Source organism: Rahnella sp. CG8 (genome assembly GCF_023701875.1).
GTDB classification, from domain to species: Bacteria; Pseudomonadota; Gammaproteobacteria; order Enterobacterales; family Enterobacteriaceae; genus Rahnella; species Rahnella aceris.
Genome location: NZ_JABAED010000045.1, coordinates 1 through 24,293, shown reverse-complemented (window position 1 = coordinate 24,293; position 24,293 = coordinate 1). Strand labels below are relative to the sequence as shown.

General features: G+C 51.8%; 23 protein-coding genes and 1 pseudogene. 9 read left to right on the top strand and 15 right to left on the bottom strand.

Annotation, left to right across the window (positions count from 1 at the left end; genetic code table 11):
• Both HGO41_RS24550 and HGO41_RS24545 read right to left on the bottom strand, forming a co-directional pair.
• On the bottom strand, positions 1-82 hold an 82-nt coding region (locus tag HGO41_RS24550; protein WP_150059927.1), incomplete at its 3' end, for a transposase.
• Between the two features lie 358 nt (positions 83-440).
• Positions 441-710: a hypothetical protein gene (locus tag HGO41_RS24545; RefSeq protein ID WP_013576064.1), complete on the bottom strand. Its 270-nt coding sequence runs from the start codon at positions 708-710 to the stop codon at positions 441-443.
• A gap of 307 nt (positions 711-1,017) precedes the next feature.
• Here HGO41_RS24545 and HGO41_RS24540 point away from each other — a divergent pair, with 307 nt between their 5' ends.
• Positions 1,018-2,049, top strand: a complete 1,032-nt coding sequence (locus tag HGO41_RS24540) for a helix-turn-helix domain-containing protein (RefSeq protein WP_013576063.1) — start codon at positions 1,018-1,020, stop codon at positions 2,047-2,049.
• 164 nt (positions 2,050-2,213) lie between these two features.
• Positions 2,214-4,109 carry a diguanylate cyclase domain-containing protein gene (locus HGO41_RS24530; protein ID WP_013576062.1) on the top strand — a complete coding sequence of 632 codons (1,896 nt, stop codon included), beginning with the start codon at positions 2,214-2,216 and terminating at the stop codon, positions 4,107-4,109.
• A gap of 107 nt (positions 4,110-4,216) precedes the next feature.
• On the opposite strand, the gene HGO41_RS24525 is transcribed toward HGO41_RS24530, so the two are convergent.
• From HGO41_RS24525 to sapA, 8 genes are all read right to left on the bottom strand, one after another.
• Positions 4,217-4,771, bottom strand: coding sequence for a serine acetyltransferase (locus HGO41_RS24525; RefSeq protein ID WP_013576061.1), 555 nt, complete (start codon positions 4,769-4,771; stop codon positions 4,217-4,219).
• Between the two features lie 130 nt (positions 4,772-4,901).
• The gene (dtpA, locus tag HGO41_RS24520) at positions 4,902-6,413 is read right to left on the bottom strand and encodes a dipeptide/tripeptide permease DtpA (protein WP_013576060.1); all 1,512 of its coding nucleotides are present in this window, start codon (positions 6,411-6,413) and stop codon (positions 4,902-4,904) included.
• A 582-nt stretch (positions 6,414-6,995) separates the two neighbouring features.
• Positions 6,996-8,198, bottom strand: a complete 1,203-nt coding sequence (locus HGO41_RS24515) for a CMD domain-containing protein (RefSeq protein ID WP_250981595.1) — start codon at positions 8,196-8,198, stop codon at positions 6,996-6,998.
• Between the two features lie 207 nt (positions 8,199-8,405).
• A complete protein-coding gene (gene sapF / locus HGO41_RS24510) occupies positions 8,406-9,215 on the bottom strand; it encodes a putrescine export ABC transporter ATP-binding protein SapF (RefSeq protein ID WP_013576058.1) in 810 nt (269 codons plus the stop codon).
• Positions 9,215-10,207, bottom strand: coding sequence for a putrescine export ABC transporter ATP-binding protein SapD (gene sapD / locus HGO41_RS24505; RefSeq protein ID WP_013576057.1), 993 nt, complete (start codon positions 10,205-10,207; stop codon positions 9,215-9,217). The genes sapF and sapD overlap by 1 nt, the downstream gene beginning before the upstream one ends.
• Positions 10,207-11,097 (bottom strand): putrescine export ABC transporter permease SapC, encoded by an 891-nt coding sequence (sapC, locus tag HGO41_RS24500; protein WP_013576056.1) that lies wholly within the window; start codon positions 11,095-11,097, stop codon positions 10,207-10,209. The genes sapD and sapC overlap by 1 nt, the downstream gene beginning before the upstream one ends.
• Positions 11,084-12,049, bottom strand: coding sequence for a putrescine export ABC transporter permease SapB (sapB, locus tag HGO41_RS24495; RefSeq protein ID WP_013576055.1), 966 nt, complete (start codon positions 12,047-12,049; stop codon positions 11,084-11,086). The genes sapC and sapB overlap by 14 nt, the downstream gene beginning before the upstream one ends.
• Positions 12,046-13,728 (bottom strand): ABC transporter substrate-binding protein SapA, encoded by a 1,683-nt coding sequence (gene sapA / locus HGO41_RS24490; RefSeq protein ID WP_112152185.1) that lies wholly within the window; start codon positions 13,726-13,728, stop codon positions 12,046-12,048. Before sapA ends, sapB begins: the two co-directional genes overlap by 4 nt.
• Before the next feature lie 239 nt (positions 13,729-13,967).
• Between sapA and zigA the strand changes: the two genes are divergently transcribed.
• Complete coding sequence (gene zigA, locus HGO41_RS24485; protein ID WP_112152214.1) at positions 13,968-15,155, top strand: zinc metallochaperone GTPase ZigA; 1,188 nt, start codon at positions 13,968-13,970, stop codon at positions 15,153-15,155.
• Between the two features lie 221 nt (positions 15,156-15,376).
• On the opposite strand, the gene pspF is transcribed toward zigA, so the two are convergent.
• Positions 15,377-16,384, bottom strand: coding sequence for a phage shock protein operon transcriptional activator (gene pspF, locus HGO41_RS24480; protein ID WP_013576052.1), 1,008 nt, complete (start codon positions 16,382-16,384; stop codon positions 15,377-15,379).
• Positions 16,385-16,616: 232 nt separating this feature from the next.
• Here pspF and pspA point away from each other — a divergent pair, with 232 nt between their 5' ends.
• From pspA to HGO41_RS24450, 6 genes are all read left to right on the top strand, one after another.
• Positions 16,617-17,288, top strand: a complete 672-nt coding sequence (gene pspA, locus HGO41_RS24475) for a phage shock protein PspA (RefSeq protein WP_250981594.1) — start codon at positions 16,617-16,619, stop codon at positions 17,286-17,288.
• Between the two features lie 89 nt (positions 17,289-17,377).
• Entirely contained in the window at positions 17,378-17,605 is a 228-nt protein-coding gene (pspB, locus tag HGO41_RS24470) for an envelope stress response membrane protein PspB (RefSeq protein WP_112152186.1), read from the top strand.
• Positions 17,605-17,964, top strand: coding sequence for an envelope stress response membrane protein PspC (gene pspC / locus HGO41_RS24465; RefSeq protein ID WP_013576049.1), 360 nt, complete (start codon positions 17,605-17,607; stop codon positions 17,962-17,964). Before pspB ends, pspC begins: the two co-directional genes overlap by 1 nt.
• 84 nt (positions 17,965-18,048) lie before the next feature.
• Positions 18,049-18,294, top strand: a complete 246-nt coding sequence (locus tag HGO41_RS24460; protein WP_037035548.1) for a phage shock protein PspD — start codon at positions 18,049-18,051, stop codon at positions 18,292-18,294.
• Positions 18,275-19,672, top strand: a complete 1,398-nt coding sequence (locus HGO41_RS24455) for a YcjX family GTP-binding protein (protein ID WP_250981593.1) — start codon at positions 18,275-18,277, stop codon at positions 19,670-19,672. Before HGO41_RS24460 ends, HGO41_RS24455 begins: the two co-directional genes overlap by 20 nt.
• Positions 19,669-20,736 (top strand): YcjF family protein, encoded by a 1,068-nt coding sequence (locus tag HGO41_RS24450; RefSeq protein WP_013576046.1) that lies wholly within the window; start codon positions 19,669-19,671, stop codon positions 20,734-20,736. The genes HGO41_RS24455 and HGO41_RS24450 overlap by 4 nt, the downstream gene beginning before the upstream one ends.
• A gap of 121 nt (positions 20,737-20,857) precedes the next feature.
• Here HGO41_RS24450 and HGO41_RS24445 read toward each other — a convergent pair.
• The 4 genes and pseudogenes from HGO41_RS24445 to HGO41_RS24430 all read right to left on the bottom strand — a co-directional run.
• Positions 20,858-21,262: pseudogene (locus tag HGO41_RS24445) on the bottom strand (type VI secretion protein ImpA); the annotation flags it as partial.
• Positions 21,263-21,350: 88 nt separating this feature from the next.
• A complete protein-coding gene (locus HGO41_RS24440) occupies positions 21,351-22,553 on the bottom strand; it encodes a DUF3396 domain-containing protein (RefSeq protein ID WP_250981592.1) in 1,203 nt (400 codons plus the stop codon).
• A 13-nt stretch (positions 22,554-22,566) separates the two neighbouring features.
• The gene (locus tag HGO41_RS24435) at positions 22,567-23,829 is read right to left on the bottom strand and encodes a VRR-NUC domain-containing protein (RefSeq protein WP_223510168.1); all 1,263 of its coding nucleotides are present in this window, start codon (positions 23,827-23,829) and stop codon (positions 22,567-22,569) included.
• The coding region (locus tag HGO41_RS24430; protein WP_250981591.1) for a DUF2345 domain-containing protein at positions 23,826-24,293 on the bottom strand (468 nt) is incomplete at its 5' end. The genes HGO41_RS24435 and HGO41_RS24430, both read right to left, overlap by 4 nt.

The window sequence follows — 24,293 nt, the reverse complement described above, 5'->3', positions numbered from 1 at the left end:
GGCAGAGCTCACGGGCAGAAACCCCGGCTTCAGCCTCGCGGAGGATACTGATGATCTGTTCGTCGGAAAAACGCTTCTTCATGGGGATGTCCTCATGTGGCTTATGAAGACATTACTAACATCGTGGTGTATTAATCAACGGGGAGCAGGTCACGAATCCTGATTGGGCATCACGGAATGCCATACCGATATCGTTCGTCATCGGAATATTATTCTGCAAATTCAGAGCTAACCGAAGCAGGAGATAACCTGCCGTCAGATACTGTCCTGGGGAAATTAGCTTAACAGGACTGTGATAACAAATCGGTGAAAGAGTGTGGCGGGTATGCGAACCGTTATTGTGACTGATGATCCGTGCAGGACAGAAACACTTTTATCATATTTAGGAATTTCTTTATAAACGCTAAGGCGACGGAAGAAGAACAGCCTGAAATGAAGTATCAGGGATGCTTTTTAGTTCCAAATTTTTCATCCCATTCGCGGCGGTAACGGCGGGATTGTTTACGGCCTTTCAGCCAGAGGTAGGTGCACACTGCACAAACACCCGCTGAGAAAACGATATTGCGCATATCCTGATCATAAAAAATGACCAGTACACAGTCGAGAGCAGCCACAATCGCGAACCACTTATGCATGTGCGACTGCCTGCGGGTTTCGGCATTCATTCTTTTAAGCTGACGTCCCTCTTCCAGAACCTTTCTTTTTACCATCGCACGCTCCCGGGATGAGTGGAGTCAATCATTTGACGTAGATTTTTTTGAAGGAGAGTAAACCGAAAAAAGCGGGTTATTATTCGCGATATTAACTGATCCTGAAATTATTATCGCGAACAACCTGCCAGCGCTATTCGTTGAATAGCGCGATTTACTGACTGATTTTACAGTCTTTTAAACGTTATAGGCTGACTAAAAAATAGTTTTTTATGATGAAAAAGTATTACCAATTACTGCTGAGGATTGATTTATCAGGCCGTGGTGGATTATCTTTTTAGGAATTATCTTAATTCTCGGTGAGTAAATGAGCGATTCATCATCACGAAAGATCGTTGATAGTGCGAACATTTATCAGGATTTCGACACCCGTTTTTACGAATGGGAAGACGGAATGTCCAGCGCAGGTTTTAAACTTGAACTGCCGGATCGCAACAGGGAAGAATTTGACTGGAGCGTCACCGGCTACAACTTCGGCCGCGTGATTGGCGGTGTGCTGACCGTCAGTGAGCACGATATCAATCGCCAGTACGGCAACCTGTTTTCGATGCCCGATCATATCGTCATTTTCATTGTGATTATCGGGGGGATGGACTGCCAGTGTTTCGGCGAGCGGTTCATGCTGAGCCAGGGGGATATCCTGATCCAGGATATGTCGCAGCCGATTAAAATCCATGTGTATCCGGGTGAGCAGAAACCGCGTCTCGGTTCTTATCAGTACATTATTATGCCCAAGCACAGCCTGCATTTTAATGTCGATATTGCCTCGTTACACGGAAAGCGTATTCCGGCAGCCTCACCGGTGAACATCATTCTGCGCAATCATTTTGCGACGATGGTGCAGGTGTTTGATCAGATGACCGAACAGGAAGTACTGAGCACTGGCGAGGGGGCGGCGTCGGTATTCCTGCAAACACTGCATCTGGTGGCGGGGAAGAAGGTGGAACATCCGTTTGAGCAAAGTGCACGTCTTGAGCGCATTTGCCTGTATATCGAAAAGCATCTCGGCAGGCCGATCAGTATTGATATTCTGTGCAAAGATTTTGCTATTTCGCGCTCAGGGTTGTATCGCCTGTTTGAACCGCTTGGCGGCATCGCGCAATTCATTCGCAGCCGGCGCTTACTGCTGGCGAAGCGCCTCCTGCGAACCTCTTCGATGTCGGATCAAAGTCTGGCCGCCATTGCGAGACAGTGTGGCCTGGAACCCAGCGCTTTACGTCGCTATTTCCATGAATTCTATGGCACCACGCCTTCTGAGATGCGGGAGAAATTCCGCCGTGATGCTGAGCAATCGGGGCAGGCGGATGCCACTCATGTGAATTGGGTGACTTCGCTTTAATGCATTGATTGCCCCATTTTTGTACGAAAAGTGTTAACCATTCACGCATTTCCTGATCTGTCATTATTCTGATTTTGCCTCTGCGAGGCGGAATCAGAGCCGTTTTCCCGGCCAAACACAGTAGACTTGGTGAAATAGTCATCAGTAATCATTGAGAGCGCATTATGTTAGTCCCTCAACCGGCAGTTGATGAACAGGCTCGTCTTGCCATACTGGCTTCTCTGGGGATCCTGGATTCCCCCGGAATTGAGGAGATCGACCGTATTACCCGGATGGTCGCCCGGCAGTTTCAGGCTAAGGCTGTCGTTGTTTCATTGATTGACGCGGATCGCCAGTGGTTCCTTTCTCACACCGGCATTGATATTCATCAGTCTTGCCGTGATACCTCCTTTTGCGGTCATACCATTCTCGAGCCCGGTCCGCTGATTGTCAGGGATGCCCGGCTCGATTTGCGCTTCCACGATAATCCGCTGGTGACCGGCGCGCCTCACATCGTGTTTTATGCCGGCTGTGCCTTGCATTCAAAAGAGGGTGTGGCGCTGGGCGCGTTATGCCTGATTGATGATCGCCCGAGGGACTGGTGTGAGGAGGAACAGCAGACTTTGCTGGATATGACGGCGCTGGTACAAAGTTATATTTTTCACCTTGAAAACCGGCAGTACACGGCGCGGGTAGAAGATAATCTGGCGAAAACTGAGGCTTTATTTGAACAGACATTTGCTCACGCTGCCGTCGGCTTCTCCTTAGTCGGACTCGACTGGCGCTGGCTGCGCATCAATCCGCAGGTGTGCAATATGCTGGGTTATGCCGAATATCAGCTGCGCGCCTGTTTGCTGCATGACGTGACCCATTCCGATGATCTTTATGCCGAAAATGTGCTGATTCCCCGTTTGCTCTCCGGTGAAATAAACAGTTTCTGCATAGAGAAACTTTTACAGCGGGCGAACGGCAGCACGCTGTGGGTGACTCTGACGGCCTCACTCGTGCGTAATGTGGCTGGTGAAGCCCATCACTACATTGTTGTCATCAGCGATATTACTGAGCGTAAACATATCGAACAGGCATTGTATTCACTGCAGGGGGATCTGGAACGCCGTGTGGCCGACCGGACTTATGAGTTGCAGGTGGCGATGGATCAGCTTCATCAGGAAATCGCCCAGCGTCTGACCCGGGAACGGGAACTGACGGAAAGCAAAAACCGCCTCAGAGCCATCACCGATAACATTCCCGCGCTGATTTGCCATGTTGATGCGAATGAACAATACACTTTTGTGAATCATTTTCACGCCAACTGGTATGGCGTCGAAGAGACACAGGTCAGCGGGAAGCAGGTCAGGGATGTGGTTGGAGATGACAGCTATCAGAAAATTAAGCCCTATATTCGCCAGGCTTTGCAGGGAATGACAGTAAGTTACGAAATCGAATTGTCGGATCACTCCCATCATGCCAAAGGCGGTGTTTTGCATACCACGCTTATCCCCTGCGACGATATTCGCAATGGTTATTACGGCCTTTCAACCGATATCAGTGAAATTAAAGCGTTACAGGCTCAGCTGGAATTTGAAGCAAATCATGACGCACTGACCGGATTACCAAACCGGCGCGCGTTCCAGCAGTCACTGATTCATGCCGCCGGAAAACAAGAAAAAGCAGATAGAGATATCGCATTGCTCTTTTTGGATATTGATAATTTTAAAGCGTACAACGACACCTACGGGCACGAATTCGGCGATTTAATCCTGAAGTTTTTTGGTTATACCTTACGTGAAAATCTGCGTTCACAAGATATTGTGGCGCGTCTGGCGGGAGATGAGTTTACCGTTTTGTTGAGCGGGCTGATGAATACTGAGAGTGACGTCAGCCGTATTTGCATCAGCCTGATGAGTGCTCTGCATTCCATCGAGTGTATCGCAGGTGTCCCGGTGGCGCTGTCTGCCAGCATCGGCGTAGCGATTGGTCGCGCGCGCCAGTCATTGCTGCCGGATGCGCTGCTGGCGCGGGCTGATGCCGCGATGTACCGCGCGAAACAAAGTGGAAAAGGCCGGTATTATTTAGGATAAAAAATCTAGGATAAAAAATTTAGGATAAAAAACCGATACAGGCCGGACACCGAGTAAATGAAACATTCCTGAGGCGATAAACGCTGTTCGCTGACGGCAGGCGTTTCTTACGTTTTGATGATTATCTTGCTGCTTTTTTCGTTATAACACACGGCATTGTCCGGGATGTTCTTATTGATGAACGACATCGCACCAATGGTGACATTGTGGCCGATAGTAATGTCATTGCCGATAATGCAGCAATTGGCGCCGATATCCACATTATCGCCAATGATTATACGTCTTTTTCCCTCATCGACTTTAATGCCTATGGTGGTGTTTTGCCGGATCCGGACATTCTTCCCAATCGTGCAATGAGGATTGATGACGATACCGGTGAGGTGAGGAAGTCTGATACCTTCTCCGATCTGCGTTCCCAGCATAATCTCGATGCCATACTTTCTTATTAACGAGTAGTTAATCTTACGGGCGCGGGCTTTGCAGAAATGGCTGTCCGTCGCGTATAAGTAGCTTGCGATACGCCACCAGAAAATGTACCGGTGCTGGGGTTGTTTTATGCATCTGATGATTATCCGTCGCCAGGAGAAATCCTTTTTGTTCTTAAGAATATCGGCGGATAAATAGCGGGTTAATTGCTTATATTGACTGTGATTTTCGTGCATCAGGATGGTTCCGTTTTCGTAAGTCTCACTTACGCAATCCTAACACAATGAATACTTATCCCAAATTTCAGCCATAAAAAAACGCCTCCCGGAGGAGGCGTTCGTCAGACCTCATCAGACGCTTGCGCGTTTACTGAGCAGAAGCCAGTTCAGGTTGTTTCTCATCAGTTTCACGATCCAGCGTCATGCGGTGCAGTTTAGATGCAGTGACCAGCATCAGCACAGCAATCACAGCGGTTGCAATACCAATCTGCAGGAACACGTGGCTATAAATTGCCAGTGAAGCATGCGCGTCATCAATGTCAGCAGGCACGGCAGTCAGATTGGCCACGTAACCCGCGATAATTGCAGCGGCTGCGGTGGTCAGGAACCAGGCACCCATGATGAAGCCCATCAGACGCTGCGGAACCAGTTGAGCAACCATCGCCAGACCCAGACCGGAAATCATCAGTTCGCCGATACTCTGCAGCGCGTAGCTCAGTACCAGCCAGTTTACTGACACAATGCCTTGCTCATTCGCCAGACTCGCGCCCCACGGCAGCACCAGGAACGCACCGGAACACAGCACCATACCCATCGCAAACTTGTGCGGCATTGGCATACGGTCACCGACCTTGGTGTAGACTGCCGCCAGAACCGGGCTGGCAACCATGATCCAGAATGGATTCAGCGCCTGGAACTGCTCAGGCTGGAAGCTGATACCCAGCAAATCGTGGCCTACGTTGTGGATAGCGAAGAAGTTCAGCGACGTTGGCATCTGGCTGTACAGCACGAAGAACACCACCGCTTCCATCATCAGCAGGAACGCCACAATCATCTTCCGGCGGGCGATGCCTTTCATTGAGAACGTTTCTTTCGCAAACACAATAATGATACCGACGGAAACCACACCCAGAACCATACGTGCGATGGTTTGGTTATGCAGTAACCAGCTTGACAGGAACACCAGCGCGACAACACCGACCAGCACCATCAGCAGTTTTTTGAACTGCAGCGGCGCGAAGTCTGGTTTTGACCCCTGACGTTTGACCCATTTGCGGCAGAACAGGAAGTTCACGATGGTGATCAGCATACCCACAACGCTCAGGGAGAACGCGACACTCCAGCCGTACTTCGCGGCCAGCCATGGTGTTGCCAGCATGGAGAAGAACGAACCGATGTTCACCGACATGTAATACATGGTGAATGCGCCATCGAGACGCGGGTCATCTTTTTCGTAGCAGGTAGAAAGCAGTGAGGATGGATTTGCTTTAAACAAGCCGCTACCGACGGCGATAGTCGCCATACCCAGATAAACCCAGAAAATTTCATGGCCGGAATAGGCAACGAATGAATAACCCAGCGCCAGCACAATCGCGCCAAGCACGATCACGCGTTTTGAACCCAGCACTTTATCGCCCAGCCAGCCGCCGATAGCGACGAAGCCATAGACCAGCGCACTGAATGATGAGAACAGGGTGATGGAGTCGGCTTCACTCAGGCCAAGCATTTTGACCAGGTAAACCGCCATGATCCCTTGCAGGCCGTAGTAACCGAAACGTTCCCACAATTCGATGGAGAAGATCAGGTAAAACGCTTTTGGCTGTTTGAAGGCGTTAAGACTCACGCTTTCATTGTTTGGTGTTTTGTTTGCAGTTGACACTCGTACCTCTGTTTATTCCTTCCGGCCGTATGTGGCGGAAACGCATAAGTGGCGCGAAATAAGCACCCTTTGCATTGTTATAAGATGGGATGACGGCAAGTAATGTTCACTATCTTCGTAAATGTGGCAAGGAGTTTGACATATGCTGTTACATTTAACTTATCCGACGTGATTAAACTATGTTCGAAATGTTATGCAGAATTAATGTTTATGTTTTCTAAATAGACAATATGAATATGTTGCACGAATTGTAATCACTACTCTTATATTGCCATTGTTTTACAGGGAAATACTTAAGTAGTTTATTTGTCTGATTTGTAGTGAATATATAGTGAATATCTCTGAAGTATCGTGCTTCACATGGTGGTTTGTGAATGGCTTGTTTGCTGCTGAAGACGCAACCAGAACGGCGCACAGTGTAATGTGAGCCGTTTCTCGTTTTAACACTAAATTTTCGATTGAAAATAAGATTAATACGACTTATGCCGGTTAGGTGGCGCAGGTATTTACAATTGGCATCACCGGCAGGGGAATATCCTGCCGGAATGAGGGGAGTAAGAATGAAGGTAAACAGGTGAAGAACTACTGATTCAGGGTATCGCCCAGCGTCTGAATCAGACGGTTTGACCAGCTGAACAGCGCCGCAGTCAGCAGAATATCCAGAGATTGTGTTGCCGTATAACCTGCATCAGACAAACTATGCAGCTGGCGTGCTTCAAAACGTTCCGGGGTACGGGTCAGGGCGACCACCGTTTCCAGCAAGGCAATCTCTTTTTTGTCTTGCAGATTTTTCGACAGCGTATCAACGGCATCATCGCGATGATTTTCTGCGAATAATTCGTTAATCAGCATCTCATTCCCACCCGCTTCAAGATACATACGTCCGTGGATCCCGGCGCAATACAGACAACCGTTTAGCTGCGACGTGGCTACGGCAGCCAGTTCACGCCACGCGGCCACCGGCTGCGCCCCTGCCTGCATAATATTATTAAATACCGCAGAAAATTCGCTCAGCGCGTCGGCGTCATGCACCAGCAATGTATAGAAAGAGGATGAACGCGCATCCGGCGCGATTAAATCCAGTACATCCTGCTGATGCTGGCTGGCATTTTCCGGCACCACTTCAGGTAAACGCGACGTCCATTGCAACATCGCCAGTGAAAACCCTTTCTGCCCGCAACCTTCCGGCGAAGGAAATCCTGGCAATACGGCGGCGGCGCGACCACGTAAACCATTCAGAACCGCCAGTACGCGTGCCTGATAGCTGACAAAGCCAATCACTTGCGTAAAGGTCACGATATCGCGCGTGCTGAAACCCACGTCATAAAGCTGATGCAGCATCGGTGCAGTAATCAGGGTTGGCTGGGTTGCGAGTAATCGTGCGAACTGGGTAATGTGGGTCTGGCGGATGTTACTTTCACGGGAGGCGTCAGGGCTGGGAAGCGGGGCGAGACGGGCAGCGTAATGGCTACAAAGTGTCTGTACACCGCTGACCTGTGCCACCGTCAGCGCACTACTGAGACGGTCATACAAGGATAATGTTTCGGTACGTGAAACCTGCAGATTGTCAGGAAACAGTACCTCATAACAGGCGCGGGAAGCCCTCAATAGTCGCTGGCGGTCGTTAAGTAACTGGCGAAGTGTCGGGTCAAGTTGAGCATCAAGGCCCAGCAGAAAGCGATCCTGTACCAACGCAGCGTGCGGATCGAGCGGCAGATGACCATATTGGCTGGATTGTGTTTCATGATACCAGCCGCTGTGCGCGGCCTTGCGTTGTTGTTCCATGAACGGGTCCTTTCTTCAAGCCTGCTACTCAGGCAAATTATCAGACCCTATCGTTGCCGATACTGCTGCCGATATAAAATAATGTTAAGCGATAAATCATATCGAAAAGGAATAGAAGAGGGTGGATTTGCATAATAAAGAAAACGGCATCAGTTTCCTGACACCGTTCAGGGGGTGAATCTGCCCGTTTATTATGCAGAAGGGGCGTTAATTACCGTCACGACGCCAGGCATCAGCAGTCAGCGCTTCGCCAAAGTGACTCGAAATCAACCGTTTGGTGAGGTCATGCAGCGGTGCCGCCAGAACTTCGGCCGTATTTCCGCGTTCCACCACCTCGCCTTCGTGCATCACCAGTACCTGATCGCTGATGTGTTTCATCATGCCCAGATGCTGCGTCACGTAGATGTACGAGATGCCCTGTTTTTCCTGTAATTCGAGCATCATATTGATGATTTGTGAACGCATCGACATATCCAGAGACGCCAGCGCTTCATCAGCCACGATCACTTTGGGTTGCAGGATAAGTGCACGTGCCAGTGCCACGCGCTGCTTCTGACCTGACGCCAGCATATGCGGGTAATAATTGGCGTGATCGGGCAGCATGCCGACCAGCCGCAATGTCTGGTTGATGCGTTGTTCGCGCTGTTGTGCATCCATTTCGCTGTTCAGTCGCAGGGGGGCTTCGAGTAACTGCCCGATACGCTGACGTGGATTAAGTGAGGTGCTCGGGTCCTGAAAAATCATGCGGATTTGCTGGCTGCGGAAACGATAATCACGAAACGTCAGCGGATGATCATCAATCAGAATTTCGCCGTCGCTCGGCTCGACCATGCCGGAAAGCATTTTAGCCAGCGTCGATTTGCCCGAACCATTCTCGCCGATGATCGCCAGCGTTTGTTTTTCGCGCAGGGTAAAGCTGACCGGTTTCACGGCCTCGAGATTCATCTTGCGGAACAGTCCGGTGCGATAACGGAACGTTTTGCTCAGATTACGGACTTCGAGCAGGGTTTCGCCCATTATTGCTCCTCCATGTTCAGCGGGAAGTGGCAGGCGTAAGCATGTGTTTTTGCCAGACGCAGGCGCGGCGTTTCGATGCATTTTTTCTGCGCGTAAGGGCAGCGTGGCCCCAGACGGCAGCCAATCGGCAAATGTTCCAGCGAAGGAATGGCACCTGGCAGCGTATTCAGACGGCTTTTATGTGGCAGTGAGCGGCCAAAATCAGGCATCGCGCGGATGAGCGCCTGCGTATAAGGATGATGCGGCGTGGCCAGCAATTCTTCACACGCTGCGCTTTCAACCGTTTGTCCGCAATACAACACGTTGATACGGTTCGCCCATTTGCTCATCATTTGCAGGTCGTGGCTGATCAATAAAATGGTGGTGTTATTGTTCTGGTTGAGTCGCGCCAGCAGGCGGAAAATCTGCGCCTGCGTCGTCGGCTCCATGGCGTTAGTCGGTTCATCGGCAATCAGCAGACGCGGCTGATTCGCCAGCGCGATGGCGATCATCACTTTCTGGCACTCGCCTTCGGTCAGTTCATACGGATAACTGGCCATAACGTCTTTGTGATCTTTAATACCGACGCGGTGCAGCAGCTCGATGGCGCGTTTTTTGCGCCACTTCCAGCGCTGATACCAGCGGCCTTTGTAGGTCCAGCCGGGAATGGCCTGAATCAGCTGGCGGCCGATGCTTTCAGAAGGATCCAGACAGGACTGCGGCTCCTGAAAAATCATCGACACATTTTGCCCGACCAGTTTACGTCGCTCGCGTGGCGTCAGTTGCAACAGCTCGATGTTATCAAAGCGCATCCGGTCCGCCGTCACGCGCCAGTTGTCTTTGGTAACGCCACAAATCGCCTTGGCAATCAGGCTTTTACCCGAACCGGATTCGCCCACCAGCCCGCGAATTTCCCCGGCGTTGAGCGTCATACTGACGCGATCCACAGCTTTGACCGGGCCATCGGCGGTCATAAATTCAATGGTCAGATTGCGGATATCGAGTAACGGCATTATTCCACTCCCGCATTAATCGCCCGACGCACACCGTCACCCAGCAGGTTGATCAGCAACACGCTGATAAGAATGGCGGCACCCGGCAGCATGACTGTCCACGGCGCGACATACACCAGCTCCAGCGAATCGCCGAGCATGGCTCCCCATTCCGGTGACGGCAGTTGTGCGCCCAGATCCAGAAAGCCTAACGCGGCGATATCCAGAATCGCCATCGACAGTGCGCGGGTAAATTCCGTTGCCAGCACCGCAACGATATTTGGCAGAACAGCGTAACGCAGAATCTGCCAGGTGGAGGCACCATCGAGTCGTACGGCGACCACATACTCTTTTTCCAGCTCATCATGCACGGCGCTGTAAATCGTGCGCGAAATGCGTGGCAACAGCGCCAGCCAGACGGCCAGCATCGCATGCTCAAGTTTCGGCCCGATAAACGCGACGACGACAATCGCCAGCAGCAGGGAAGGGATAGACAGCAGCGTATCGAAAATATGGTTCAGAATGGCCGATTTCAGGCCACGGCTGATCCCCGCCAGTACGCCGATGATCACACCACATAAAGACGCCGCGAGGGTTATCACCAGTGCGCCGCCAATCGTCGGCGCAGCGCCTGTAAGCATCCGGCTGAGTAAATCGCGGCCAAGATCGTCGGTGCCGAGGAAGAACGACACATTGCCGTAGCGCGACCAGGAGGGCGGCAACAACTGATAACCAAGGAATTGTTGATCGAGCGCGTAAGGCGCTAATAAATGGCCAAATATGCACAGCAATAACAAGCCGAGCACGCCGTAGAAACCGATCATCGACAGTGTGTCGCGATAGAAAATCCCCCACGTATGGCGCAGAGGACTCGGAACCTGTTTTTCGCGGTATACATTATCGAAGGGCATACCATTCCTTATGTTTCAATGGATTCATCAGTGCGCCCAGAATGTCTGAAAGCACGTTAACCACAATTACCAGCGAGCCAACGACCATCACACCGGCTGAAATCGCCGCGTAATCCTGCTGACGGATAGCGTTAATCAGCCATCGCCCGATGCCTGGCCAGTTAAAGACCACCTCAGTAATCATCGCCAGCGTCAGCATGGTCGAAAATTGCAGGCCGAGCTTGGGAATAATCGGCGGCAGCGCGTTGTGTAATACATGGCGACGGATAATCGTAAAGCGTGATAAACCGCGCGTTGCGGCGGCTTTCACATAGTTTTTCTCCAGCACATCGTCGGTGGAGATGCGCATCAGGCGGATCACTTCGGTCGTCGGCGCAACGGCCAGCGCGGCGATCGGTAAAATCATATGGCGGATAGCGCTCATGATCATCTCATGGCGGTATGGCGAATCAGAAAGCCATGCATCAACCAGCGTCAGGCCGGTGACACTTTTCAACTGATAGAGTAAATCCAGGCGACCGGAAACCGGCAGCCAGCCCAGTTGCAGCGAGAAGAACAGCATCAGCAGTACCGCCAGCCAGAACACCGGAATGGAAAAGCCGAGCAGGGCGATGCTGCTGATGGCGACATCCGGCCATTTTCCACGCATCACTCCCGCCAGAATGCCCAGCGGGATCCCGACGACTAATGCCAGCGCAAAGGCCAGCACGCACAATTCCATCGTGGCCGGGAAAACCGCTTTCAACTGATAAGAGATGCCTTCGCCGTTGATACTCGACACACCGAAATCAAACTGGCAAAGACCCGCAAAATAGAAGTGGTAGGCGTCCCACAAGGACGCGCCGCGCAGTGGCGCATTCGGCGTGAAATAGCTCAGGCTGAACGCCACAAGGCTCAGGAAGAACAGGGTCACCAGCAGCAGCAAAATGCGGCGTAACGTAAAGATAATCATGGAACTTTCCTTCCTTCATTATCACGACTTTTTTCATCATCACGGAAGACGCCGGCAAACGAGGAGTTGCCAAACGGGCTCAGTACCAGCCCTTTGATGTCGTAACGGTAAGCCTGAAGACGCAGGGAAGACGCCAGTGGCAACACCGGCAGTTCCTGCTCAAGGATTTTTTGCGCCCGCTGATAAAACTCAATACGCTGGGAAAGTTGCTGTGACAACAGCCCCTGACGCAGCAATTCATCAAATTCCGGGTTACACCAGTGAGCATAGTTGGTCTGCGAATGAATCGCTGCACAACTGAGCATAGGGCGGAAGAAACTGTCCGGGTCATTACTGTCCGTTGACCAGCCAGACAGCGTCAGATCGTGATTCATTTCCATCAGCTTGGCTTCCTGGAAACGTCCCTCGACCGGGACAATGGTGACTTTAATCCCTACCTGTCCCAAATCGGCCTGGATCAGTTCGGCGGTTTTCAGCGGGCTGGGGTTAAAGGACTGCGACGCCGTCGGCACCCATAAATGCAGATTAAGCTTTTCCTGCCCGAGGTCTTTCAGGATTTGCTTCGCTTTATCCGGATTGTATTCCGTTACCTGCGCGTTGCTGTCATAAGCCCAGGACGCGCGCGGCAAAATAGACGCAGCGGTTTCAGCGGTGCCGTAATAAATCGACTGCATCAGGCGCTGATTGTTGATCGACAGCGCCACCGCCTGACGGATACGCGGATCATTGAGCGGGGCTTTGTTGGTATTGAAAGCCAGGTAGGCAACGTTCATCCCCGGGCGCAGGGAAAGACGCAAGCGCGGATCCTCACGTAGTATGGACAGCTGACTGGCCGCCGGATACGCCAGCACATCACATTCACCGGTCAGCAATTTCGACAAACGCCCGGTGCCGCCAACGCCCATATCAATCACCACCTGTGCCATACGCGGTGTGCCTTTCCAGTACTGTCCGTTGCGCGCCAGCCGCACATATTGCCCGGTACGGTATTCACCAAGCTGGAACGGGCCGGTGCCTACCGGCTGGCGATCAATCTCTTCTTCGTTGCCGGATTTGATGAGATTCGCGGCATATTCAGCCGAAAGCACCGGTGCGTAATGCGTGGCAAGATGCCAGAGGAAAGAAGCGTCAGGATTATTGAGGCGAAACTCAACGGTATAGTCGTCAAGTTTTTTGATGCTTTTCACCGCATGGGCAAACTGCAGGCTGTCGAAATACGGATATTCTTCACCGTTTACAGCGTGGTAGTGATTATTCGGGTCGATGATGCGCTGGAAGCTGAACACCACATCGTCGGCGTTCATCTTGCGCGACGGTGAAAACCAGCCGGTTTTCTGGAAAGGCACATCTTTGCGCAGATGGAAACGGTAGGTTGCGCCATCATCCAGCACTTCCCAGCTTTGTGCCAGTTCGGGGATCAGGCGATAGGTATAAGGGTCGACATCCAGCAGGCGGTCATATAACTGTGCGGCCAGCGTATCAATGATCAGCCCGCTGCTGGCTTTCTGCGGGTTAAAGGTATTGACCATGCCGTTAACACAATAGACAAAGCCGCTCTGGCGAATATCTTTCACCGGCGCACTGACGACTGTCGGGCTGGCGTGTGTTGGAGCAGTCTCAGCAAAAACTGCCGTGGACAAGCCACTCAGTAAAATCATCCACAAAGTTAGACGACGCATAAAGGCTTCAAAGTTAAGGTGCAATAGCTTAAGTGTACCGTACTCTGCGAGGTACCCCAATCCATTGAGCAAATCAGCGTGCGGGACTGCGGCACTTCGCGCAAAAACCGTTCGTTTTCCGGCAAAAAAAGAGCATGTATCAATAAAACCCTTGAAATTGGATTGCTATTGTTATGTTATATTATAACAATAATCGCAGGCGAAGTATTCCTGCACTGTCCTGAGATATGAGGTTAATGATGTCCTTACTCCCTGTTACCGTGCTGTCCGGTTTTCTTGGCGCAGGTAAAACTACCGTTCTCAACCATATTCTGAACAACCGTCAGGGATTGCGCGTGGCGGTGATCGTCAATGATATGAGCGAGGTGAATATTGACGCCGCACTGGTCGCCAGTGAAATCACGCTCGACCGTCAGCAGGAAAAACTGGTGGAAATGAGCAACGGCTGCATCTGTTGCACGTTGCGGGAAGATTTGCTGATTTCCGTGCGTGAGCTGGCGCAGGCCGGACGTTTTGATTATCTGCTGATTGAATCGAGTGGTATTTCAGAACCGCTGCCGGTGGCGGAAACCTTCACTTTCGAAGATGAAAACGGTGAAAGTCTGTCGCAGTTCGCACGACTGGATACGCTGGTGACCGTGGTCGATGGCGTCAACTTTATGCAGCAATATCAGGAAGCGCGCAGTGTGCAGGAGGCTGGTGAAAGTCTCGGCGAGGACGATGCGCGTAGCGTGACGGATTTGCTGATCGACCAGATAGAATTCTGCAACGTGCTGCTGGTGAGCAAAACCGATCTGCTCGACAGCCTGCAACAGCGGGAAGTGATTGCATTGCTGAAAAGCCTCAATCCCGATGCGCACATTATACCGATTTCCCCCGGCAGCCTGCCGCTTGAAGCCGTGCTTAATACGCACCGGTTTGATTTCGCCAAAGCACAGCAGGCGCCGGGCTGGCTGAAAGAGTTACGCGGTGAACACACACCGGAAACCGAAGAGTACGGCATCAGCAGTTTTGTCTACACCGCACGCAGGCCGTTTGATCCGGATAAGTTTTACCGCGTGGTGCACGGCGACTGGGGGGGCGGTACCTTACTGCGTTCCAAAGGCTTTTTCTGGCTGGCGTCGCGTCCGCGCTTTGCCGGGCAGTGGAGTCAGGCGGGCGGCATAGCGCATTATGGCATGGCGGGTATTTTCTGGCGTTCGCTGCCTGAAAGCGACTGGCCGCAGGACGAGGAGACCCGTGAACAGATTATGGAGAAATGGGTTGAGCCGTTTGGCGATATGCGCCAGGAACTGGTGTTTATCGGCCAGCACCTGAATAAAGAAGAGATTATCCGGCAGCTGGATGCGTGTCTGTTAAGCGAAGAGCAGATGGCAGAAGGCATCGAACACTGGGTCAACATGGCCGATCCGTTCCCCGAATGGTAGTCCTTAGTGACCTTAAGGTGTTCATAAAGTAGCCATAATATCAGTGTGGTAATGAGAAATATTCTCAACAAAGTGCTTTACAGACGATACTGAGAACTATTATCATTCTTTTCACCGGACGAGAGGCGGCCCGCCAGGGACGTTAATCGCGAGGTACGACATTGCTCACATTGCTTCCAGTATTACTTAGCCAGCTCGGGTGCTGGCTTTTTTTTTGCCTGTTATTCAGCCCCTTCCTGCGAATTGACCTGAATTGCGTGTTTCTTCAACATTCCGCGCAACTGATGATAAGTCACGTTCAGCAACTCTGCGGCTTTACGCTGATTAAAGCGTGCCTGCCGTAAAGCCTGCTCAATCAGATTTTTTTCCTGTCCGGTCACCCATTGCTTAAGATCCAGCGGTAACGTCGGCAGCGTGTCGTGTGGACTGACGTCAGCCGTTTCCACGGTGGCAGTGCGCTGTGCAAACGGGTTCAGGATAATATTATCGAGCGGAAAATCGCTGGTACCATGGCGGTACATCGAGCGTTCGACGACGTTTTTCAGCTCGCGGATATTGCCCGGCCAGCGGTAGGCCATCAGCGTCTGACGCGCATAGTCGGTAAAGCCGGGGAATAACGGGAGAGACAGTTCGCGGCACATCTGAATGGCGAAATGTTCCGCCAGCAACATGATGTCCTGCTGGCGTTCACGCAACGGCGGCAGTTGCACCACATCAAACGCCAGCCGGTCCAGCAGGTCGGCGCGAAACTTTCCTTCAGCGGCCAGCACCGGTAAATCATCGTTGGTCGCACACACCAGCCGGACATCCACCTGTAACGGCTGGCTGCCGCCGACGCGCTCCAGATGACCGTACTCAATCACGCGCAGCAGTTTTTCCTGCACCAGCATGGGCGCTGTCGCCAGCTCATCGAGAAATAACGTGCCGCCATCCGCACGTTCAAAGCGTCCGAGATGACGTTTCTGTGCGCCGGTAAACGCGCCAGCTTCATGGCCGAACAACTCGGAATCCAGCAGGTTTTCATTGAGCGCCGCACAGTTGAGCGAAATGAACGGCCCCTGCCAGCGGGGCGACAGATAATGCAGACGATGCGCAATCAGTTCCTTTCCGCTGCCGCGTTCGCCGGTGACCAGAACCGGCTTATTCAGCTTCGCCAGTTGTGAGACCTGTTCCAGCACTTCGATGAAGGCGTTGGCTTCACCGAGTAAATTGTCTGTGTTATCCGTCATTTGGCTTTCCTTGTGTGGTGAAACACACTAACACTTAGTGAAAATAATCATCTCGAAAAATAAGCATAGCAGAGACAAAAGTAAAAAATTCAATTTATTCATGCAGATAATGATTTTAAAAAGTTGGCACGGATCCTGATATAGGTTTATCGCCGCAGTGAAAAATTTTCCTGCGGATTTAACCGGTAATCATTTGGCCGGAAACCAACAGAAACAAAGAGGAATTTCGATTATGGGTATTTTTTCTCGCTTCGCTGACATCATTAACGCCAACATCAACACCTTGCTGGATAAAGCAGAAGATCCGCAAAAACTGGTTCGTCTGATGATTCAGGAAATGGAAGACACGCTGGTGGAACTGCGTTCTACCTCCGCCCGTGCGCTGGCAGAAAAGAAACAACTGATCCGTCGTATCGATCAGGGTGAATCCCAGCAGAGTGAATGGCAGGACAAAGCCGAACTGGCGCTGCGTAAAGATAAAGACGATCTGGCCCGTGCGGCGCTGATCGAAAAGCAAAAGCTGTCCGAGCTGGTGACCACGTTGAAAAACGAAGTGAACGTGGTAGAAGAAACGCTGGATCGCATGAAGTCAGAAATTGGTGAGCTGGAAAGCAAACTGACCGAAACCCGTGCGCGTCAGCAGGCGCTGACCTTACGTCATCAGGCCGCAGCGTCCTCGCGTGACGTCCGCCGTCAGCTCGACAGCGGTAAAATTGATGAAGCGATGGCGCGTTTCGAGCAGTTCGAACGCCGCATCGATCATATGGAAGCGGAAGCAGAAAGCGTCAGCATTGGTAAAAAGAAATCGCTGGATCAGCAATTTGCCGAACTGAAAGCCGACGATGAAATCGGCGCACAAATTGCTGCGCTGAAAGCTAAAATGAACGGCAATCAGGACGCATAATGTTTGCCATTAAACCTGTCTGTTCGCAGGCAGGTTGTTGCAGGATTAACGCCGTAACCGGTAATAAATAAGACTCATAAGGAGAGACAATGAGCTTCCTGTTTTTAGCTATTCCGCTGACTATTTTCGTTTTATTCGTGGCGCCCGTCTGGTTGTGGCTTCACTACAGCAATCGCCAGCAAAATGGCAGTCAGCTCAGTCAGCATGAGATACAAAATCTCACCAGTCTGACTCATGAAGCGCAACGTATGCGCGAACGTATTCAGGCACTGGAAGAAATTCTTGATGCCGAACACCCGGGCTGGAGGCAATCATAATGGCGACCCGTCTGTCTGAGAAAAAACTCTACCGCGTGCCGGAAGAGGGCGTAATAAAAGGCGTTCTGGCCGGGCTGTCGCACTATCTGGGCGTGCCGGTAAAATTGCTGCGGATTATGGCCGTGCTGTCGATTTTCTTTGGTTTGTTCATGTTCACTGTCGTGGCGTACATCATTCTCAGCTACGTGCTTGACCCTGTTCCGGCCAGTGAATATGACGATGAAACTGCGCCATCGCCGCGTAACTTGCTGGAAGAAGCCGACCGCGAACTGAAAGCCAGCGAGCAGCGTTTACGCCAGGTCGAACGCTATGTCACCTCTGAAACCTTCGGCGTACGCAGCCGGTTCCGCCAGCTTTAATTCTTTATTCACCGCTTTGCCTCTGGCCGCCGGACGTTGCTCCGGCTGCTGTTTTCCTTCTCATCTCCCGCTTAAGGAATCTTTATGACCCGTTACCTGAATTCCTCGCTGCCGGGTAAGCGCAGCCTGTTTTCGAAAATTTTCAGCGTGATCATTACGCTGGCGCTGACCTTTGGCCCTGCCGGGCTGGCAGCGCGTGTGTTGGGCGTGGTGGGAAAAGGGCCAATGAGGTATGTTTTAGCACTATTATTAGAACCATTATTCAAACGTATTTTGACCGCGCTGTTTGGGCGCTACGCCAGGGAGAGCAATGAAAAGACTACAAAATGAGTTTAATTCACTGATCAATCGCGGCATGGACAGACATCTGCGGCTGGCTGTCACCGGTTTAAGCCGCAGCGGAAAAACCGCTTTCATCACCGCCTTCGTTAACCAGCTTTTACATATGCACAGCGGCGCACGTTTACCGCTGTTTTCGGCTGCCCGCGAGGAGCGTCTGCTTGGCGTGAAACGCGTCCCCCAGCGTGATCTGGGTGTGTCGCGCTTTGCCTATGACGAAGGTCTGGCGGCACTCTACGGCACGCCGCCCGCATGGCCGACGCCGACCCGTGGCGTCAGCGAAATCCGCCTGGCATTGCGTTACCGATCCAACGATTCCCTGCTGCGTCACTTCAAAGACACCTCCACGTTATATCTGGAGATCGTCGATTATCCCGGCGAATGGCTGCTGGATTTGCCAATGCTGGAGCAAAACTATCTCGACTGGTCGCGCCAGATGGCGGGGCTGTTGCAGGGCGATCGCGCGCAATGGGCGAAGCCGTGGCTGACGCTGTGTGCGCAATGTGATCCGCTGGCTCCGGCGGATGAAAATCTGCTGGGCACAATTTCACAGGCCTACACCGATTATCTGGTGCGCTGCAAAACCGAAGGTTTGCACTTTATCCAGCCGGGGCGTTTTGTTCTGCCGGGAGATATGGCCGGTGCGCCTGCGCTGCAATTTTTCCCGTGGCCGGAGCTGAACCGCTATTCCGATGCGCAACTGGCGCAGGCGGATAAAAACAGCAATCTGGGTATGCTGCGTGCGCGTTTCGACTATTACTGCCAGCACATCGTGAAAGGTTTTTACAAAGATCACTTTGTGAAATTTGACCGCCAGATTGTGCTGGTCGATTGTCTGCAGCCGCTCAACAGCGGACCGCAGGCATTTAACGATATGCGCCTGGCGCTGACGCAGCTGATGCAAAGTTTCCATTACGGTAAACGCACGCTGTTCCGCCGTCTGTTTAATCCGTGCATCGATAAACTGATGTTCGCCGCCACTAAAGCCGACCATATTACCGGCGATCAGCACGCTAATCTGGTGTCGCTGTTACAGCAACTGGTGCAGGAAGCCTGGCAGAATGCGGCGTTCGAAGGCATCAGTATGGATTGCGCCGGGCTGGCTTCGGTGCAGGCGACGGAAACCGGCATGGTGGAATATCAGGGGCAAAGTCTGCCCGCGCTGAAAGGTCACCGGTTACAGGATGGCGCGCCGCTGACCGTGTTCCCCGGCGAAGTGCCGGCGCGTCTGCCGGGACATGCGTTCTGGCAAAAACAGGGATTCCATTTTGATGAGTTTCGTCCGCGTGAAATGAGCGTGGACACGCCGTTGCCGCACATCCGTCTGGATGCGGTGATGGAGTTTTTACTGGGAGATAAAATGCGATGAGCGAACCGATTAAACCGCGTATCGATTTTGAAACGGAATTAAAAGCCCCTGCTGAACCGGTGATCAAACCGGCGCTGGCGTTTGACGAACAAATTTCAGAGCGCTTTATTGCGGTATCCACCGAAGCAGACGAACAGCAGGAAGAGGGCGAGGCCGAAGCAGTGCTCAACCGTGCGCTGAAACCGCGTCGCAGTTTGTGGGGCAAAATTGTGCGCCTCGGCGTGGCGGTGCTGGGCATCAGCGTGGTAGCACAGGGCGTGCAATGGGTACACGAAGCGTGGATCCAGCAGGACTGGGTGGCGCTTGGTGCCTGCACCGCAGGCGGGCTGATTATTGTCGCCGGTGTCGGTTCCGTTGCGACCGAATGGCGACGCTTGTACCGCCTGCGTCAGCGCGCCGACGAGCGCGATACGGCACGCGAATTAATGCACAGTCATGGATTAGGGCAGGGACGTGTATTCTGCGAAAAACTGGCGGCGCAGGCCGGGCTGGATAACAGCCATCCGGCGCTGCAACGCTGGCAGGCCTCACTGCATGAAACCCAGAATGACCGGGAAGTGGTTGAACTGTATGCCCGTCTGGTTCAGCCGGTTCTCGATGCGCAGGCACGGCGTGAAATCAGTCATTCAGCAGCCGAATCTGCGCTGATGATCGCTGTCAGCCCGCTGGCGCTGGTGGATATGGCCTTCATCGCCTGGCGCAACCTGCGGCTGGTTAACCGTATCGCGGTGCTGTACGGCATCGAACTTGGCTATTACAGCCGTATTCGTTTGTTCCGTCTGGTGCTGCTGAATATGGCATTCGCCGGTGCATCCGAACTGGTGCGTGAAGTGGGCATGGACTGGATGTCGCAGGATCTGGCGGCGCGTCTTTCAGCCCGTGCGGCACAAGGTATCGGTGCCGGCTTGCTGACTGCACGTCTGGGCATCAAAACCATGGAACTCTGCCGTCCGCTGCCGTGGCTGGAAGGCGATAAACCTAAACTCGGTGATTTTCGCCGTGAGCTTGTCGGCAAGCTGAAAAACAGCATGGTGAAAAGCGATAAAGTAAAGGCGGATATTTGACGAAAATGTACCGGGATTATGACTGTGGTGTTTGTCACAAGTCATAATTCCCGGATCAAAATCGGATGTTCAGTTAACAATTATTTATCCGACCAGCCGTATAATTCTTCCGGTAATCCTTTCGGGAAACAAGTTTACCAGCTTTAGATTCGAGAACAGATATTCGTTCTATTTCATATTCGGTCATCCAACCATCCCAAAACTCAGAAATACCTCTATTAATATTGCTCATAGCATGACCGATATCGAATGCCTTAATATCACCATGAGTTCGCAGAATATAAGCCCTAATATAACGATCTTTCAATGGCCTGAGATTAGGCATAACACGTGTTTCCCATACCACATCGGCTTGTTGCCATTGAGGGAGTTTGCGGGCATTGAGAGGCATCTCCCGTTTATATCTTGCCAGGGCTTCTTCATGGGCATCGATATAGGCAATGATGGCATCACGGGTTTCGCCATAATGTTCTGCTGAGATAAATTTTTCTAAAAAATAACATTCCTGCGGATGTAAAATTCCCATTATTCTTTTCCTTTGAATTAATCCGTCACTTCCTTATGAAAAACAGTAACCGGTTTAAATCAAAACCGGTTACTCGCCCAAAAGTCATTCAGCTGTTTATAAAAACGCTGCCCTTATCATCCCGCTCCAGCAGTGACCATAGCGTACGATGAAACTTGCCTTCTTTATCTTCATATTCCGGCAGGGTTTGTCCGTGTTTCACATGAACATAACGCAAACTGCCGTCGATAAAGGTACCCCAGCGGCCGGTGTGCGGGCTGGTTTCGCCGCTGTAAGTTGTGATACGCGCAGGTTCAGCATCTTCGTCCGGCAATAATTCAGGGATGGGTAATTTATCGCTGGCTGCGTCAAAGCGGGCATACCATTTCATGGAGGATTCTTTATTAAACTGATGGTTATCCTCCATTGAATAAAAGTGCAGACTGTTATGACCATCCTGACGTATCGGGCGGATAATTTGATTCACCTTGACTAAAAGTGAAGGTAAGCCTTCGTCATTAATTTCTCCGAGTCCCGGAGGCTGTTGACCGGCTTGTAAAATCAGCCCCTGATTGTAGGACAAGATAGCGATTTCAGGGGTGTCTGCTACCATTCTGTTAACAAAGGGTCTCCCTCCCAGCTTGTCAACCCATTGATTCCCCAGGATCGTGTACCAGCAAGCTCCTTTAATACCTTCAACTGCATCTCCGCCTTCAAGCATACCAATCGAATCTACCATGACACCGGAGAATCGTTGTGCCAGGGAATACTCATAAGGGAACATGCGATGAAACTCGCGAGGAAGGGAGAAAGATATTCCTGCATAACCGCTTTCAACCTCGAATTCGTTACAAAGCCAGAGCAGCCAGTCTTGATAGCGCAGTGAACCATCCTCTTCTTTCAAAAGACTCAAAGGAAAGGTTAGTTTGATAACAGAACGATTATTGTCATTATGAAAAATACGCTTACCCATAATTGATATCGCGTAGTCAGGAGCGAGGTAATCTTCCGTGGAACATGTCAGATACCAGTCAAAAATTTCCTCTGGTGAAGAGTCAATAATCTCCTGTCTCTTTTTGACATAGTTTTTTTCAGTTATTCCAACCCAGCGGCCATTCATTTGTTTCTTCAAAAAAACGCCAAACTCATTATAAAAACGATCTACACATCCGACCATTTTTTGACGCACTTCAGGTGTATGCCCATTGCGAAAAAATACCGTAATGATCAATCCCAGTCCCACCGCCGGGCGTCCATCCTGATAATTGACGGTGGCATCTGCCAGCCAGCGTTCGATATAATTTAAGTCCATTTTAGTTTCCTTATTATTGTGCTGCGACCGCTGCTGTGCCGGCACCCACGGCCAGTACGGAGACCAGCGATTCCCATGCCATAATGGCCAGCCTGATAATCAGTAAAAATGCCGCTACCAGGGCTTCCGGTATGCCTAGCGTTACCACCACCGCACCGATGCCGATGGCAACCAAAATCACCCCCACCGTTTTAGCAACGCTGGTCAGCACCTGTACCCAGTCAATTTGTTTCAGGGTTTCCAGCGTCAGGTCAGTGGCTTTTTGAATGCCCGCCCAGGCGGCTCTGAGTTGTTCATCCGTCCAGAAGGAGAGCTTTTTACCTGTTTTACTTACCCACTGCCAGGTGCCCTCCGCCCGGATGTGAAGCCATGTGCCGCTGTCATTCAGCCAGCCGCCGGTGTATCTGAACATCGCCTGCACCTCCGCCGATAACGCGTCCCATCCTTCGGCAATGCCGTCCATCATGCCTTCACTCAGGTCAGCCACCATACCTTCCGCCGCATGTGTCCAGGGTTCAATGCGTGCAGGCTGCGGCGCACCCGGCGGGCGGGGCAGGAAAATGGGGGGATAAAAGAACATGGGCCAGTATTTGCTGGCGGCTTTACCTGCCACATTAAAGACGTGGTCGGCTTGTTTACCTTCATCGGGGCGACAATCGTGAATTTCTAAAATTGTAAATCGCTCCCTGTCCATGCCAACTATCAACATATAGTCTTCATACTGTCCGCTCCCAAATTTATCCTCAGGGAACTTCACTTCCACCAACCGCTCCAGATTATCCGCATGCATAATGCCTTCACTGTCCGGTCCCGCCAGCCCCGGCCAGCGGTCCTGTTTATTTTTGACAATAATGATATCCGGGCGGCGGTAAATGCCCTTACCTGCTTCAGGGAACGGGTTGAGAGTATGACGCCTTGTTTCCTTCTCCGCTTTCAGCAATGTACTACTCAGATAAGGTCTGGGTGGCGTGGTGCGGATATCAAACGGGACTTCCGCTTTGTAATACCAGTGGTAGTTGCGGGCAATCTCATCCACGCGGATAAGGCCGCTCATCATCAGTTGTTTCAGGCTGATGTTATACAGGCGGCCATTATGGCGGGTCGCGGCGGTCAGCCGGGGAAAACGCATGGCGTATTCGACTTTCAGATGCAGATACTGGCGGCTTTGTTCATTGGGTAAACGTGCCTGTTTCTCCTGCATATCCACCGTGGTTGTTGTGCATTCATAAGGTGCGTTACCACCGGACGGGGTTTCAGGTGCCTGGGGTATATTCACTGTGCTTCCTCCCTGAGTTCAGTTTCCATTTCCAGCGGATCAACCTGACCGATGTAGTAGAGTGTTTCGGTTTGTTGAGGTTTTTGCGTCACGACGTGCAGTTCTACCTCTTCCTGTTTTGAAGAGTAAAACGGCATCGTTTTCCCTTCCCGGTCGGTATAGCCCGTCAGCTTTTTACCCTGCGCACTTTGCAGGCGATAGGGGACGTTGACCAGCGGATCGCCTTCCTTATCCACCAGCTGATAGAGCGCCGAATAGGTAAAGCCCTGTCTCATATCGGGCATTTTCAGTCGCACCGGGTTCGCCACCGTCAGCACCGTGTGCGGCGTTTTCCTGAAATATTCACCGGCCGTGCCGTACTCAATTTTGCCGTCCTGCAGGATGAGATAACTGCCGCCGCCTATCAGCGTGATGCGCTTTTTCGCGCTGAACAGGATGTCGCCGTCCACCGCCGTGAGGCTCAC